Source organism: Acinetobacter towneri (assembly GCF_001758345.1).
Lineage (GTDB): Bacteria > Pseudomonadota > Gammaproteobacteria > Pseudomonadales > Moraxellaceae > Acinetobacter > Acinetobacter towneri_A.
On the sequence record NZ_MKQS01000005.1, the window covers coordinates 17,035 to 32,573 of the forward strand.

The window sequence follows — 15,539 nt, forward strand, 5'->3', positions numbered from 1 at the left end:
GCATCATTCTATACAGGTGCTGATTTTATACGCAAGATTTTCTATGACCGCTCATCTACTTTTAAATCATAAAGCATTTCAAAATATTTATTTTAAAGATGAAAGCATTGAAAAATATGTAAAGATTGAACAATTTAGTCGATTTTCTGCCGAGATACTTCATTGTGCAGGCACAGACTGCTAATATCGAGATGAAATTTCTAAGTGATCAAACCGCTATGCAAGAGTCAATTGAACAATATATGCAAACGGTAGGACAACAAGCACGCCAAGCCTCTCGTGTCTTAGCAAGCGCTTCTACCCAATCTAAAAACAATGCGTTATCGGCTATTTATACGGCATTGGAAAATAGCGAGTCCGCTATTTTAGCTGCCAACCAAATTGATATGACCAAAGGTCGTAACAACAACTTGGATAGCGCACTGCTTGATCGCTTAGAACTTACCCCCGCACGCTTTAAAGGCATGCTACAAGGTCTAAAAGATGTGATTGGTCTCATGGATCCAATTGGTGAAATTACTGATATGGCTTACCGTCCATCAGGTATTCAATTGGGTAAAATGCGGGTGCCACTAGGTGTGGTGGGTATGATTTACGAATCACGTCCCAACGTGACCCTAGAAGCGGCGTCTTTAGCGTTAAAGTCAGGCAATGCGATTATTTTACGTGGTGGTTCTGAAGCTCTGGAATCGAACCAAGCGATTGCTGCTGCAATTCAACACGGTTTAAAAACTTCGGGTTTGCCAGAAACATCAGTGCAAGTGATTAACACTTCAGATCGTGCTGCTGTTGGGCAATTAATTACCATGTCTGAATATGTAGATGTGATTGTGCCACGCGGCGGTAAAAGCCTGATTGAACGCATCAGCAATGAAGCACGTATTCCAGTGATTAAACATTTGGATGGTAACTGTCACGTATTTGTAGAAGCACAGGCCGATTTACAAAAGGCCCTGCCTATTGCGCTGAATGCTAAAACTCACCGTTATGGTGTTTGCAATGCGATGGAAACCTTGTTGGTTGACGAAGCTGTTGCTACACAATTCTTGCCACGCATTGCCGAACTGTATGCAGAAAAACAAGTCGAATTACGCGGCTGCCCTGCAACCCAAAAGATTTTGGGCACAAGTGTCAAAACAGCAACCGAAGAAGATTGGTACACCGAATATTTAGGCCCAATTTTGGCAATTAAAGTGGTTGCAGGAATTGATGAGGCAATTGACCATATCAATAAATATGGTTCACATCATACCGATGCCATCATTACTGAAAACTTTAGTTTAGCGCGTCAATTCTTGGCTGCAGTAGATTCAAGTTCAGTCATGATTAACGCTTCTACCCGCTTTGCTGATGGTTTTGAATATGGTTTAGGCGCTGAAATTGGAATCTCTACCGATAAAATTCATACCCGTGGCCCTGTTGGTTTAGAAGGTTTAACCTCACAAAAATGGGTGGTGTTTGGTGATGGTCAAATCCGCCAATAAAATCAATCTGTAATTTTGTAATAGCCAAACATAATGTTCAGTTTTACAGAAAGCTGAACATTATTCCATTCTTTTGAACACACTATTTTAAGACACAGTTCCACTACACATTTCTATCTCGCGCTCACTTAAAATAAAAAACACCATCAAGATTAAAAAAATCATCAAAAAGAGTGGCGATGCTTATGTTTTATTATTTGATTATTAGTACCTTTGCTTTGGCTCTGCTGGTGTCATTCATTGTCATGCGTTTGTTTTCTAACTCCATCAATGCAATTTTGGCGCGTATCATTCACGACCCAATTCATGAAGCATGGGCAAAGTACACTAAATTTGCAGGCATGGTGGTCGGTACATCTTCAGGCATTCGTATTTACGATATGGAAAAATACATTACGCCACTTACTTATGCCGAAAATGACAAAAAAATTGTGATTGAGCTGACGCAAGAACGCTGGGTACTGGAAATTTACCGCACGATTATTGAAACCTTACAAGGCTTGGCGTGGATGATGTTGGTGTTTTTTATGGTGGCGCTGATTGCTTATGTGATTGTCCGTTGGTCAGAAATTAAATACGCTGCCAAATCAAAATAAACTGAGAAAAATTGAGGAAATAATTTAAAACAGTTTGCCACACGCTTAAAGAAAGAAGTGTGCTATGTTAAGAGAATACAACAGAAATTAAGCAGTAATTAAAACCATCATTTCATGAAAAAATGAAAGTTTCGGACTGATAAATTTTAATTATTTCTGATTTCATGGTCGATAATGCTTAAGTCTAATCTCCTAAAGTCTATCTAGGAGCAATAAAAAACCCATGATAAAACATACGTCATGATCAAGTTTACAGCGTATTAGATTGCTATTTGCATAACTTGCAATGCAGCTTGATTGACTAGGGATAACTTCAATTAGAATTCGGGTACATAAAAGTGACTACATCAGTATTAGTGATTAACTGCGGATCTTCTTCTATCAAATATGCGCTTGTATCTGAAAGCGTTGGAGATCGTATCTTTGGTTTGGCAGAAAATCTGGGTTCTGCTGATGCGCGCATTAAAGGTATTACTGCAGGTGGTGAGCCGCTCGAACTCTCCATTCCACATGCTGACCACGAAAAAGCACTGGAAACTATTCTTGGTCGCTTATCTCAATATAAGCCTGAAGCCATTGGTCACCGCGTTGTACACGGCGGTACTTTAACTAAAGCAGAATTATTAACCGAAGAAATCGTGCAACGTATTCGTGAAGCAACTCCGCTTGCACCCTTACACAACCCTGCACACTTGGTAGGTATTGAGGCAACAATGCGTTTGTTCCCTGAACTTCCGCAAGTGGCTGTATTTGATACTGCATTCCACCAAACCATGCCTGCACGTGCATACCGTTATGCAGTACCTAAATTCTTATATACCGACCACAACGTACGTCGTTATGGCTTCCACGGCACAAGCCATGCTTACGTTTCAGAGCGTGGTTCAGAGTTGGCTGGCAGCTTTAAACAAGGTGGTTGGTTAACTGCTCACTTAGGTAACGGTAGCTCGACTTGTGCAATTTGGAATGGTCAAAGTGTAGATACGTCTATGGGCTTAACCCCACTTGAAGGCTTGGTGATGGGTACGCGTAGTGGCGATGTAGACCCAAGCTTGCACAGCTTCCTTGCAAGCAACTTAGGTTGGGATATTTACAAAATTGACAAAATGCTGAACAGCCAAAGTGGTTTACTTGGTTTGTCAGGCTTATCAAACGACATGCGCACCCTCATTGAAGCATCTGAACAAGGTAACGAAGATGCAACGCTTGCCATTGAAGTATTCTGCTACCGTTTAGCTAAATCTTTAGCTGCACTTAGCTGTGGTTTACCACGCTTAGATGGCTTGTTCTTCACAGGCGGTATTGGCGAAAACTCTGCTTACATCCGTGAAAAAACGGTATCTTACTTGCCACACTTCGGCTTTAATTTCAGTAAAGAACGCAATGACAGCTTAAAACGCGGTACTGAAGGTCGTATTGATGCAGGTACGGGCGGCCCACAAATTTGGGTTGTACCAACTGACGAAGAAGGCCGTATTGCGAAAGAAACTGCGCAAGTTGCAGAGGAGCTAAAGTTAGCTGCAAAAAAGTCTGAATGTGACGCTGCGATTGCTTAAGCAATCGTAGTGCTCAGCCACTTTCAATCAGTCCCTTTACGATTTAGAAAAAATTATGAAAACAATACTTTTGGTTCCTACAGAAATTGGTGTTGGTTTAACATCGGCATGTTTAGGTTTAATTTACGCTTTGGAATGCCAAGGCGTAAAAGCAGGTTTCTTAAAACCTTTTTCACAAGAATTACAACCTGAAGCAGACCGCACGACTGCGTTGTATCGTCACCTGTTCAAGCATGAAACAGTTGAACCGATTTCTTATGCTGCACTGACTGAGCGTTTAAAAAATGATGAAAATGACGAATTGCTTGAAGATGCAGTTCGTTTACATCGTGAAATTTCTAAACATCACGATATTATTATTGTCGAAGGCGTGTTGCCAAACGGACGTGATCCATTTGCAACTGAATTGAATGCAAATTTGGCCAAAGCACTGGATGCAAAAGTCATTATTGTGAGCAATGCCGACATCAACAATCCTGTTAAAACAGCGTCAAAAGTAGACAATCAATTCCGTTTCTTTGGTGGTGCGTCTGGTGAACGTACTGCGGGCGTATTGTTCATGCGCACCAAAGGTTTGCCTGAAGGTTCTGCACAAATTCCTGTTACGCTAGATCCAAATTTACGTTTAATTAGCGACACCAACCAATTTGTCAGCAAAATTCAKACCACACATCCAATGATTGGTAAAGACTGCATGCCAGTGATTGGCTTAGTGCCTTTTAGCAACACTTTAAGTGTGCCACGCATGTCTGACTTAGCTGCGCACATTTCAGCAGAATGGATCAACCAAGGTGAAGCAACACAGCGTCGTGTATTACACAGCAGCTTAATTGCATCAAATATTGAACACGAAATGCATAAATTTGTGGCAGGCGAACTCATTGTTAGTGGTGCTGATCGTGTCGATGTATTGCTTGCCAGCAGTTTAGCTAGCAGCAATGGCATTCCACTTGCAGGTTTGGTGTTAACTGAACAAAAAGCGCCAAGCGCAGCAGCATTAGAATTCTGCCAAGCAGCTATGAAAAATGGCTTGCCAATTTTACATACTAAATTAAGCACATTTGAAACAGCGCAACAGTTGTTAAATCTTAGCAACGAAATTCCTGTAGATGATACTGAACGAGCAGAACAAGTTACACGTTTTGTAGCTAGCCACATCAATCAAGAGTGGTTGTCTCATTTAATTAGCGATTCGTACAAACCACGTTTATCACCTTCTGCATTCCGTCATGAATTGGTGCAAAAATCAATCGCAGCTAAAAAACGTATCGTGCTTCCAGAGGGTGATGAGCCACGTACCGTTCAAGCCGCAGCGATTTGTCAATCACGTGGTATTGCTCACTGCATATTATTAGCAAAACCAGAAGCGGTAGTTGATGTTGCCAAAGCACGTGGTATAGAGCTTCCACACGACTTAGAAATCATTGATCCTGACTTGATTCGTGAAAATTATGTCGAAAAAATGGTGGAAATGCGTAAAGGCAAACTTACTGAAGATCAAGCACGTGAACAACTGCAAGACACCGTCGTATTAGGTACGATGATGTTAGCACTTGATCAGGTTGATGGCTTGGTGTCTGGTGCTGTACATACTACAGCCAATACAGTTCGCCCTGCGTTCCAGCTCATTAAAACTGCACCTGATTATTCATTGGTATCTTCAGTATTCTTTATGCTGTTACCTGATGAAGTCTATGTGTACGGTGACTGTGCGATTAACCCAGACCCAGATGCAGAACAATTGGCTGAAATTGCGATTCAGTCTGCAGACTCTGCAAAAGCGTTTGGTATTGACCCACGTATTGCCATGATTTCTTACTCAACGGGTACTTCAGGTGCAGGTGCTGACGTCGAAAAAGTAGCGAAAGCGACTGAAATTGCAAAACAGCGTCGTCCTGACTTACTGATTGATGGTCCATTACAGTACGATGCGGCATCGGTTGAAAGTGTTGGTCGCTCTAAAGCACCGAACTCTCAAGTTGCAGGTCGCGCCAATGTGTTCATTTTCCCTGACTTGAACACAGGTAACACGACATATAAAGCAGTACAGCGTTCTGCCAATGTGGTGAGTGTTGGTCCAATGCTACAAGGCTTGAATAAGCCAGTGAATGACTTATCCCGCGGTGCATTGGTAGATGACATTGTGTTTACCATTGCATTGACTGCGATTCAGGCAGAGCAACAAGCAGCTCAATAATTCGTAAAGTTAAGTTTTACAAACCACCTGATTGAAAAATTGGGTGGTTTTTTTATCCCTCTCTGTAGATTCATAGATCACTACAAATAAATCGCTACAAAAATTGATTAACGCCATCCAATGAATTTTTCAAAACCTCTGCGCCAACCACACCGTATGTCCTGCACAATCCTGATCTTCCGCGAGCATTTTCACAACTTTAAAGCCATGATCTTTTAACAATTGTCGATACTCATCCTGCGACAAACTGGCATGATAAAGTGCCTCACCAAACATTTCCCCAATCGCCTCGCCCGCAGCAGGTCCACTGCTAAACATTAATACTGTATTGCTGGTAGACCACAGCGCAAATTTCTCGACCATGCAGCGCTGATCGTTTGGCGTTAAATGAAAAAAGCTATCCCACGCCAAAATACCATCAAAGCACTGATTCAAATTCACTGAGCGCATATCGGCTTCAATCCAACACTGTGTAGGAAAATGTTCACGTGCCATTTCCAGCATGGTGTCTGAACTATCTACCCCTGTAAGTTGATGCCCATGTTGCAATAGATACGCAGCAATTGGACGCCCCGAACCACAGCCTAAATCTAAAATTTTGGCCTGCGCAGGCAAAAGGCCAAGAAAACGATCTAGCCAAGTTTTTTCATATAACAACTGACCACGCAAGTCCGTCCAAGATTTTGCATACCGTCGATAAATAGAGATAATCTGAGCAGCTAAATACGAGGAATCATTCATATTTACCTCAATCACTATTGTAAAAAAGTCCTTTAAATAGCTGAATTTGCACAAACAAAACAACAAAATCATAGTGCGTTTGAGCGATATGAATTGATGGATATTTCACAAATACTTTGAAGCTGATCAGTGTTATTAAACTTTCGCCCAAAGCTTGATCAAAGTGCCCACAATTGCTGCATTTTGTCTTATAATTTAGCCCGCTAGCTATCCGCCCGCTCAAGAGATTTTTGATATGACAACTATTATCAAGCAAGATGACTTGATCACTTCGATTAAAGACGCGCTTCAGTTCATTTCCTATTATCATCCACAAGACTTCATCCAAGCGATGAGCCGTGCTTATGATCGTGAAGAAAACAAAGCTGCGAAAGATGCGATTGCACAGATCTTAATTAACTCACGTATGTGTGCAGAAGGTCATCGTCCAATCTGTCAAGATACTGGTATCGTAAACGTATTCCTTGAAGTGGGTTTAGACGTTAAATTTGATTTAACCATGAGCTTGGACGATGCGATCAACGAAGGTGTACGTCAAGGTTACCTAGAAAACTCAAACGTACTTCGTGCATCGGTATTGGCTGATCCTGCATTTGGTCGTAAAAACACCAAAGACAACACCCCTGCAGTAATTCACTACAAACTCGTTCCGGGTAACAAAGTAGATATTACAGTTGCTGCCAAAGGTGGCGGTTCAGAAAACAAATCTAAATTGGCGATGTTGAACCCATCTGACTCAATTGTAGATTGGGTACTTAAAACTGTTCCGACTATGGGCGCAGGCTGGTGTCCACCGGGTATGCTTGGTATTGGTATTGGTGGTACTGCCGAAAAAGCCATGATGCTTGCAAAAGAAGCACTCATGGAAGAAATCAACATGGACGAATTATTACGTCGCGGTCCACAAAACAAAATGGAAGAACTCCGTATCGAGATCTTCGAGAAAGTGAACGCACTTGGTATTGGTGCACAAGGTTTAGGTGGTTTAACCACAGTTCTTGATATTAAAATCAAAGACTACCCTTGCCACGCTGCAGGCAAACCAGTGGGTATGATTCCAAACTGTGCGGCAACTCGTCACGCACACTTCCAGTTAGATGGTTCAGGTGTAGCGCATATTCAAGCGCCTAAACTTGAGGACTACCCAGAAGTAACTTGGGATTCATCTAAATCTAAACGTGTAGATTTAGACAACATTACCCAAGAAGAAATGAACTCTTGGCAGCCGGGCGACACGTTGTTATTAAACGGTACGATTTACACAGGTCGTGATGCTGCACATAAGCGCATGGTCGACATGATCAACAATGGTGAAGAATTACCAGTCGACTTAAAAGGCAAATTCATTTACTACGTTGGCCCTGTCGATCCTGTTGGTGATGAGGTCGTTGGCCCTGCAGGTCCAACAACGGCAACCCGTATGGACAAATTCACCCGCCAAGTCTTAGAACACACTGGTTTGTTCGGTATGATTGGTAAGGCAGATCGTGGTCCTGCAGCAATTGAAGCCATCAAAGATCACAAAGCGACTTACCTCATGGCTGTAGGTGGTGCGGCTTACCTCGTATCTAAAGCAGTACGTGAAGCAGAAGTGGTTGCTTTTGAAGACTTAGGTATGGAAGCAATCTACAAATTCAAAGTTGAAGATATGCCTGTATCTGTTGCGGTAGATGTCAATGGTACATCTATCCACGCGATTGCACCAAAAATCTGGCAAGCTAAAATTGGCAAGATTCCCGTTGTAGATGCTGCAGCAGAATAATATTCCAATTTAGTAATAAGCGAAAAAGCACCCAACATTGGGTGCTTTTTTATGCTTACTGGAAATAAATAAAAGCAATGCATGAGATAAAGATGCAAAACCTTACCACGTTCTCGGATCCCACAATTTAAAGGGTTGGGTTAAGTGCACATCTTCCGCAGGGTCATATTTCTCATGCTTGATTTTTTGTGGCTTTTTACGCAACTTACCTGTGGTTTGATCTTCCGCGACAAAGTTATAGCTTTCGGTTTTCAATTGAGTAAACGCTATTTCCTGTTGTGCCGTACTTGAAGGCATAAGAATTAAAGGCCCTGAAACCTCTTTGCGGGTACTCAAGTTTTCTTCATCATATTTAATAAAATACGACTGCCCTGCCTGTACCTGAAAATCCAAATACTTTGGTTTTTGGAAATGTAATGCACCCAAAGGACGACTCACACTCAGACGATACGCGCCCGGTGCCAGTTCAACCCAGTAATAATGATTGTGCAATAAACTTGGAATCCGATGTTTGTTGATAAACATACTAGCCGCGACAATTTCCTGTCTATTCCATTTAGAATCTGGACGATATAAATACACGATGGCAGCATCGGCATGTTGTGCCTGAACAGGTTTAAAATTTTGCCCTAGTTTTTGATTGACCCAACCACCAATGGTCATCATGCCCAAACGGTGTTGTTCTACAAAACCAGGTTTTTGTTCTAAATCTAAAACTTTTAAGGTACTAGGTGGTTGCGTTTGTTGCACCACGTTTTTTTTGCCATGACATCCCAGCAACATTAAACTGGTCACGACCAAGATTGCGACACCACGCATGTCTATCCCTCACTGCGTTTCTTATTTTTGTAAATCACGTTTTTGAAATCACGCTGCAAATTCATTTTGCAATTGTTGTTTTGAATAATGGGCATCCACGCCTAGGTCTAAGATTAACACTGCCTTGATTTTTTTGACAATAAAAAACGTGCCGAAACCTAGCGTTTCGGCACGTTTCAGACGAATAGCGTATTAAGCAGTTTTGCTGTCTAATACTTTTAAGTCAATTTTTTCTGCTGCAGGTTCTTCTGTTTGAGGCTGACGTTCGGTCTGAAATTCAGGTTTAGCACCTTCTTCAATCACCGCTTCAGTCACTACCACTGTGCCAACATCGGTACGGCTTGGCAAGTCGTACATGGTTTCGAGCAAGGCATTTTCCAGAATTGAACGCAAACCACGCGCACCTGTATTACGTTCAAGGGCTTTTTTCGCCACTGCACGTAATGCTGCATCTTCAAAGACTAAATCGACATTTTCCATCTCGAATAAGTATTGATATTGACGGGTTAAGGCATTTTTCGGCTCGGTCAGAATTTGCATCAATGCATCTTCATCTAGCTCGTCTAGCGTTGCAATTACAGGCAAACGACCAATGAACTCTGGAATTAAGCCAAATTTCACCAAATCGGTTGCTTCTACCTGACGAAATAAATCAGACAATTTCTTGCCTTCATCTTTTTTCTTCACGTCTGCCGTAAAACCAATGCCGCCTTTTTCTTGGCGTTGCTGCACAATTTTCTCTAAACCAGAGAATGCGCCACCGCAAATAAACAAGATATTTGAAGTATCAATTTGAATGAATTCTTGCTGCGGATGCTTACGTCCACCTTGAGGCGGAATAGAAGCCACCGTGCCTTCAATCATTTTGAGCAAGGCTTGCTGAACACCTTCACCAGACACATCACGAGTAATTGATGGGTTTTCAGACTTACGCGTGATCTTGTCAATTTCATCAATGTAGATAATGCCTTTTTGTGCTTTTTCTACATCGTAATCGGCTTTTTGCAACAGCTTTTGCACGATGTTTTCGACATCTTCACCCACATAACCCGCTTCGGTTAAAGTCGTGGCATCTGCCATTGCAAAAGGCACATCTAATAGACGTGCTAAGGTCTGTGCAAGTAAGGTTTTACCCGAACCCGTTGGACCTACCAACATGATGTTACTTTTTGAGATTTCGACAGCATCGCCTGCTTTATGCGCCTGATTGCTCACTTTTAGGCGTTTGTAATGGTTATATACTGCAACCGATAAGGTTTTTTTCGCAGTATCTTGACCAATTACATACTGATCAAGCGCAGCACGAATTTCATGTGGTTTTGGCAATGGACGTGTTGCCCAATCACCCGACTCAACTTGTTGACTGGTCTGAACCAAGTCTAAGCATACGTCCACACATTCATTACAGATGTATGCGTCCTCGCCTGCAATCAGCTTCCCGACTTCAGACTGCGTTTTACCGCAAAATGAACAATGTTTTTGTCCCTGAGGATGTTCGGACATAGTCACTCCAATATCTCAATCTTTAAAACTTATGGACGTTTTGTTAAAACTTCATCCACAAGACCGTATTCCTTCGCTGCCTGCGCAGTCATGAAGTTGTCACGGTCGGTATCTCTTGCGACAGTTTCATAGTCCTGACCACTATGTTCTGCCATTAAACGGTTCAAACGCTCTTTAATGAATAGAATTTCACGCGCATGAATTTCAATATCTGATGCCTGACCACGGAAACCACCCAATGGTTGGTGAATCATAACGCGGGCATTCTCAAGACAGTAACGCTTACCTTTTGCGCCTGCATTTAACAGGAATGCACCCATAGATGCTGCTTGTCCCATACAGTAAGTCACGACGTCTGGTTTAATAAATTGCATGGTATCGTAAATTGCCATACCTGCAGTCACTGAACCACCTGGTGAGTTAATGTAAAGGTGAATATCTTTATCTGGGTTCTCAGCTTCTAAAAACAACATCTGCGCCACAATTAAGTTGGCCATATTATCTTCGACTTCACCCGTTAAGAAAATGACACGTTCACGTAAAAGACGTGAATAAATATCAAAAGAACGCTCACCACGAGATGATTGTTCGACCACCATGGGTACTAAAGCATTTTCAATTGTTGGAACATACATAATGGTTATTTATTCCTAAATTCTTGTGACACGACTCATGTTCACAATATGAGGGATAATTGTCTAAATTGCAAAATATTCACGGCTTAAATCGTAGATATTTTGAGTTAAATGCGATCAATCTCTGAAAAACTGAAAACCGCGATGCAATAAAAAAGGCGCACGAAGCGCCTTTTTGTATCAAAGCAAATTAGCCTTGTTGACGAGCTTGCTGCTCTTTCAATAAGTCTTCATAGCTTACAGTTGTATCTGTAACTTTTGCAGAAGCTAAGATGTGATCTACAACCTGGTCTTCTAAAACAACAGCTTCAATTTGTGAACGTTGTTGTTTGTCGTTTTTGAAGTATTCAATCACTTCGCTTGGATCTTCATAAGAAGAAGCCATGTCTTCGATGTAAGCATCTACACGCGCTTGATCTACTTCAAGTTTAGCATTTTCTAATACTTTGCTAACCAATACGCCAAGTTTTACAGATTTTTCAGCTTGTTCTTTGAACAATTCATCTGGAAGCATGCTTGAGTCAAATGCTTTTGCACCTTGCGCACCAAACTGCTGTGTGAATTGCTGAATCATTTGTTGACGTTGACGGTCAATTTCTTGAGCAACCATTGCAGACGGAATTTCAACTTCGTTTGCCGCAACGAGTGCATCAAAAGTTGCACCTTTTACTTGGTTACGTAAACCGTTTTTCACTTCACGTTCCATGTTTTTACGAACGTCAGCTTTTAACTTTTCTACGCCTTCTTCTTCAGAAATACCGAAGATTTGTAGGAATTCAGCATCAATTTCTGGAAGTTTTTGCTTTTCAACCAGCTTCAATGTGATTTTGAATTGTGCTGCTTTACCTGCAAGGTTCGCTGCTTGGTAGTCTTCAGGGAAAGTTACATCAATCACTTTCTCTTCGCCTTTTTTCATGCCCACGATACCATCTTCAAAACCAGGAATCATGCGACCAGAACCAAGTACCAGTTTAAAGTCTTCAGCTTCACCGCCTTCAAACTTCTCGCCATCTACAGTGCCTTCAAAGTCAAAAGTCACTTGCATGTCTTTTTTCGCCATGCCTTTGGTTTCAACCCAAGAAGCACGTTGCTTTTGAAGGTTTTCAAGCATTTGTTCAACATCGCTATCATTTACTTCAGAAGACTTGCGTTCAACTTCCAAACCGTCAAATTTCACTTCAACTTCTGGATAAACTTCAACAGTCGCTTCATATACTAAAGCGTCGTCTTTCATTTCAGTTTTTTCGATGTTTGGCATACCCACAGCATTGATTTTTTCTTGTTGGATTGCTTCAAACACGGTGTCACGAATAATGTCGTTGACCACTTCTTGATAAATACCCGCACCGTATTCACGACGAACAACGTTTAGAGGCACTTTACCTGGACGGAAGCCGTTGATCTTCACAGTTTTGGCAGTGCGTTTCAAGCGAGCTTCAAACTGCTCGTTAATACGGCTCGTCGGTACAGATACATTTAAACGACGGGCAACGCCCGAAACCGCTTCAGAAGTTACTTGCATGGCTTCCTCGATATAGTTAGTAATAACAGTTTATAAAAAAGTGCCACATTATATGACAACATTAAAGGATATACAAAATACGTTCTGATCTCGACTGAATTTTTTTAATCGTCACGCTATTTTCTGTAAATTTTCAACTTTGTGTATATTTCTTGTTGTAAATAAGAATCCTTATCATTATTATTAACCAACTCCTTCATGAATGATTCTAATTACCATATAGGTCTGAATTAGGATCATTGATTCATATTAGAGATATAATTTTATGGCTAAGTTCAACCTACACCCGCTGTGTCTTGCATTACTTGGGGCAACCTCTACTGCTGTTTTCGCAAATACCTCTACCGATTCGACTTCAACCCACCAACTTTCCACAATTGTGGTTTCAGCGGCAGGTTTTGAACAAAAAATTAAGGATGCGCCTGCATCAATTACGGTCATTAGCGCAGAAGATTTAAAAAATAAACGTATCAACTCCATTGCTGATGCCTTAGTTGATGTGGAAGGGGTTGATATTAGTCCAACAGCAGGAAAAACAGGCGGACTAAATATTCGTATTCGCGGGATGGATGCTGAATACACGTTGGTACTGATTGATGGCCGCCGCCAAAACAGTACAGGTGATATTACCCCTAATGGTTTTGGTGAATCGAATAACAGTTTCATTCCGCCAATTTCTGCAGTTGAGCGAATTGAAATTATCCGAGGACCCGCTTCTACCCTTTATGGCTCAGATGCCATTGGCGGTGTCGTTAATATTATCACCAAAAAAGTTTCACCAGAATGGACAGGTGCTGTCACACTCGAAGGGACAATTAACCCAAACTATTCAGATTTTGGCAATCAACGCTCAGTAGATGCCTACGTTACTGGTCCATTAATTCAAAATTTACTTGGTATTCAATTACGTGGCCGTAAAGCGGAGCGTGATCAATCTCATATAACCCCAGATGCCAATTCAGATACCGAGTTATCTCAAGGTAACAGCCCAACCAAATCTGATTTAGAAACTCTTGGTGTTCGCCTAACACTAACACCTAATGATAATCATGATATTTCTGCTGAATATGAGCAAACCGAACAATGGTATGACAATAGTAAAGGGCAATTGGGTACTTTAGGTGCAGATGGAGGATATAACTCCTCTCAAGAATATAATCGTGAAAAAGTAGTTCTAGCTCATACTTGGCGTACCGATATTGGTACTTTGGATTCAAGTATTAGCAATACTCAGACCGAAACTGTAGGACGTTTAATTCCAGCACGTGCTCAGAATTTGTCAAAAACTGTCACACCTCGCTTACTTGAGAGTGAAGATACTATTTTTGATACAAAGTTCACCACACAACACTTTAGTGGGCACAACATAACACTAGGCGGTCAATGGTGGGATGCAAGCATTAAAGACGGCTTACGTGTGAATAAAGAAGTTTCTTTTGATCAACTCGGTTTGTTTGCAGAAGATACTTGGGCATTAACGGATAGCTTAGCTCTGACTTTAGGTCTACGTTTTGATGATCACAGCACTTTTGGTGATTTTTGGACACCTCGTGCGTACCTCGTTTGGAATGCAAATGACAATTGGACATTTAAAGGCGGATATTCTGAAGGATATAAAGCACCACGTTTAGAACGCTTAACCAATGGTATTTATAATGTCAGCGGCCAGGGACGTAACCCAGTTTTTGGTAATCCTAATTTAAAGCCAGAAACGAGCAACAACTTTGAGTTAGCTGCATATTTCAATAATAACGATAATTTTGATGCCAACATTACTGCCTTCTATAGTCAGGTAGAAGATAAAATTGTAAATGGTAATGCTGAACTAAAATGTGACACAGATACCAATAAAGCAGCTTGTGAAGCATTTATGGACTCCATTGGAACACCGTGGACCATGGATTATTATAAAAGCAAAGGGCAAACACGAGCAGACTCATGGAATGTTACTCGTCCAACTAACGCAGAAGAAGCCGAGGTTTATGGAATCGAAACTGGTTTCAATTGGGAGTTTATCCCTGCTTGGAAATTTGGTCTAAATTACACTTGGACAGAAACCGAAATTAAAGATTCCAAGTTGGGTAATCCACCTTTAAACGATACTCCTGAACATATTGTAAATGCTTCTTTAAAATGGCAAGCAGCTGATTACGTGAATCTATGGGCTCGTGGTGAATACCGAAGTGAGCGTGCTCGTTTTACATCAACTTATGAAAACTTAACTGCTGCCAACCAAAAGGTTTATGATGAATTAGGTGACTTTAAATCTTATGCCTTATTCCATATTGGCTCTAATTTTACCGTAAACGATAATTGGGATATTGGTGTCGCACTGTACAATGTTTTTGATAAAGACTTTACCGATTACGAACTAATTGATGGCAGTTATTACAACCGCCACAGCAACACCCAAGAAGGTCGCCGTGTTCAATTGAGTACAACCTTTAAATTCTAAACTCGCTTTATATTTCTCAAACCCTGCTTCGGCAGGGTTTTCTGTCTTTATTCCCAAGCCTTTCACGTTTACATCGTTTTATTAAATAAAAATATTGATAATGATTATTATTTTCAAATAAGAATCAAAAGAAAGTGTCATCCCACACATTGTTGTTGATAATGATTCTCAATACAATTAGCAACACTTGTTATAGACGTCATAACAACAACTTCACACTTTATTCATCTTGAACTAAAAACGCTGAATAAAGCGTGGCCTCCTGTTGG

11 protein-coding genes are annotated in these 15,539 nt (G+C 41.2%); 6 read left to right on the top strand and 5 right to left on the bottom strand.

The genetic code is table 11. The features are described 5' to 3' along the window. The first annotated feature begins 218 nt into the window (after positions 1–218). From BJN41_RS03230 to pta, 4 genes are all read left to right on the top strand, one after another. Positions 219–1,484 carry a glutamate-5-semialdehyde dehydrogenase gene (locus BJN41_RS03230; RefSeq protein ID WP_070153790.1) on the top strand — a complete coding sequence of 422 codons (1,266 nt, stop codon included), beginning with the start codon at positions 219–221 and terminating at the stop codon, positions 1,482–1,484. A gap of 185 nt (positions 1,485–1,669) precedes the next feature. Next, the gene (locus BJN41_RS03235; RefSeq protein ID WP_070153222.1) at positions 1,670–2,080 is read left to right on the top strand and encodes a hypothetical protein; all 411 of its coding nucleotides are present in this window, start codon (positions 1,670–1,672) and stop codon (positions 2,078–2,080) included. A 338-nt stretch (positions 2,081–2,418) separates the two neighbouring features. Further along, positions 2,419–3,636 (top strand): acetate/propionate family kinase, encoded by a 1,218-nt coding sequence (locus BJN41_RS03240; protein ID WP_070153225.1) that lies wholly within the window; start codon positions 2,419–2,421, stop codon positions 3,634–3,636. Positions 3,637–3,691: 55 nt separating this feature from the next. Then, positions 3,692–5,833: a phosphate acetyltransferase gene (gene pta, locus BJN41_RS03245; RefSeq protein WP_070153228.1), complete on the top strand. Its 2,142-nt coding sequence runs from the start codon at positions 3,692–3,694 to the stop codon at positions 5,831–5,833. A 129-nt stretch (positions 5,834–5,962) separates the two neighbouring features. On the opposite strand, the gene BJN41_RS03250 is transcribed toward pta, so the two are convergent. Next, on the bottom strand, positions 5,963–6,574 hold the full coding sequence (locus tag BJN41_RS03250; RefSeq protein WP_070153231.1) for a class I SAM-dependent DNA methyltransferase: 612 nt from the start codon (positions 6,572–6,574) through the stop codon (positions 5,963–5,965). 235 nt (positions 6,575–6,809) lie between these two features. On the opposite strand from BJN41_RS03250, the gene BJN41_RS03255 reads away from it, so the two are divergent. Then, entirely contained in the window at positions 6,810–8,336 is a 1,527-nt protein-coding gene (locus BJN41_RS03255) for a fumarate hydratase (RefSeq protein ID WP_004974861.1), read from the top strand. 102 nt (positions 8,337–8,438) lie between these two features. Here BJN41_RS03255 and BJN41_RS03260 read toward each other — a convergent pair whose 3' ends face one another. From BJN41_RS03260 to tig, 4 genes are all read right to left on the bottom strand, one after another. Next, on the bottom strand, positions 8,439–9,155 hold the full coding sequence (locus BJN41_RS03260; protein ID WP_070153234.1) for a DUF2846 domain-containing protein: 717 nt from the start codon (positions 9,153–9,155) through the stop codon (positions 8,439–8,441). Between the two features lie 192 nt (positions 9,156–9,347). Next, positions 9,348–10,658 carry an ATP-dependent protease ATP-binding subunit ClpX gene (gene clpX / locus BJN41_RS03265; RefSeq protein ID WP_004974856.1) on the bottom strand — a complete coding sequence of 437 codons (1,311 nt, stop codon included), beginning with the start codon at positions 10,656–10,658 and terminating at the stop codon, positions 9,348–9,350. A gap of 29 nt (positions 10,659–10,687) precedes the next feature. Beyond that, positions 10,688–11,293: an ATP-dependent Clp endopeptidase proteolytic subunit ClpP gene (gene clpP / locus BJN41_RS03270; protein ID WP_004974855.1), complete on the bottom strand. Its 606-nt coding sequence runs from the start codon at positions 11,291–11,293 to the stop codon at positions 10,688–10,690. A 190-nt stretch (positions 11,294–11,483) separates the two neighbouring features. Further along, positions 11,484–12,815: a trigger factor gene (gene tig, locus BJN41_RS03275; protein ID WP_004974853.1), complete on the bottom strand. Its 1,332-nt coding sequence runs from the start codon at positions 12,813–12,815 to the stop codon at positions 11,484–11,486. 265 nt (positions 12,816–13,080) lie between these two features. On the opposite strand from tig, the gene BJN41_RS03280 reads away from it, so the two are divergent. Continuing rightward, a complete protein-coding gene (locus BJN41_RS03280) occupies positions 13,081–15,270 on the top strand; it encodes a TonB-dependent receptor domain-containing protein (protein ID WP_070153237.1) in 2,190 nt (729 codons plus the stop codon). The last annotated feature ends 269 nt before the right edge of the window (positions 15,271–15,539 follow it).

Coding starts and splice junctions, on each gene's coding strand:
- BJN41_RS03255 (WP_004974861.1), top strand. CDS start 6,810: ATGACAACTATTATCAAGCAAGATGACTTGATCACTTCGATTAAAGAC.
- tig (WP_004974853.1), bottom strand. CDS start 12,815: ATGCAAGTAACTTCTGAAGCGGTTTCGGGCGTTGCCCGTCGTTTAAAT.
- BJN41_RS03230 (WP_070153790.1), top strand. CDS start 219: ATGCAAGAGTCAATTGAACAATATATGCAAACGGTAGGACAACAAGCA.
- BJN41_RS03235 (WP_070153222.1), top strand. CDS start 1,670: ATGTTTTATTATTTGATTATTAGTACCTTTGCTTTGGCTCTGCTGGTG.
- clpP (WP_004974855.1), bottom strand. CDS start 11,293: ATGTATGTTCCAACAATTGAAAATGCTTTAGTACCCATGGTGGTCGAA.
- clpX (WP_004974856.1), bottom strand. CDS start 10,658: ATGTCCGAACATCCTCAGGGACAAAAACATTGTTCATTTTGCGGTAAA.
- BJN41_RS03260 (WP_070153234.1), bottom strand. CDS start 9,155: ATGCGTGGTGTCGCAATCTTGGTCGTGACCAGTTTAATGTTGCTGGGA.
- BJN41_RS03250 (WP_070153231.1), bottom strand. CDS start 6,574: ATGAATGATTCCTCGTATTTAGCTGCTCAGATTATCTCTATTTATCGA.
- BJN41_RS03280 (WP_070153237.1), top strand. CDS start 13,081: ATGGCTAAGTTCAACCTACACCCGCTGTGTCTTGCATTACTTGGGGCA.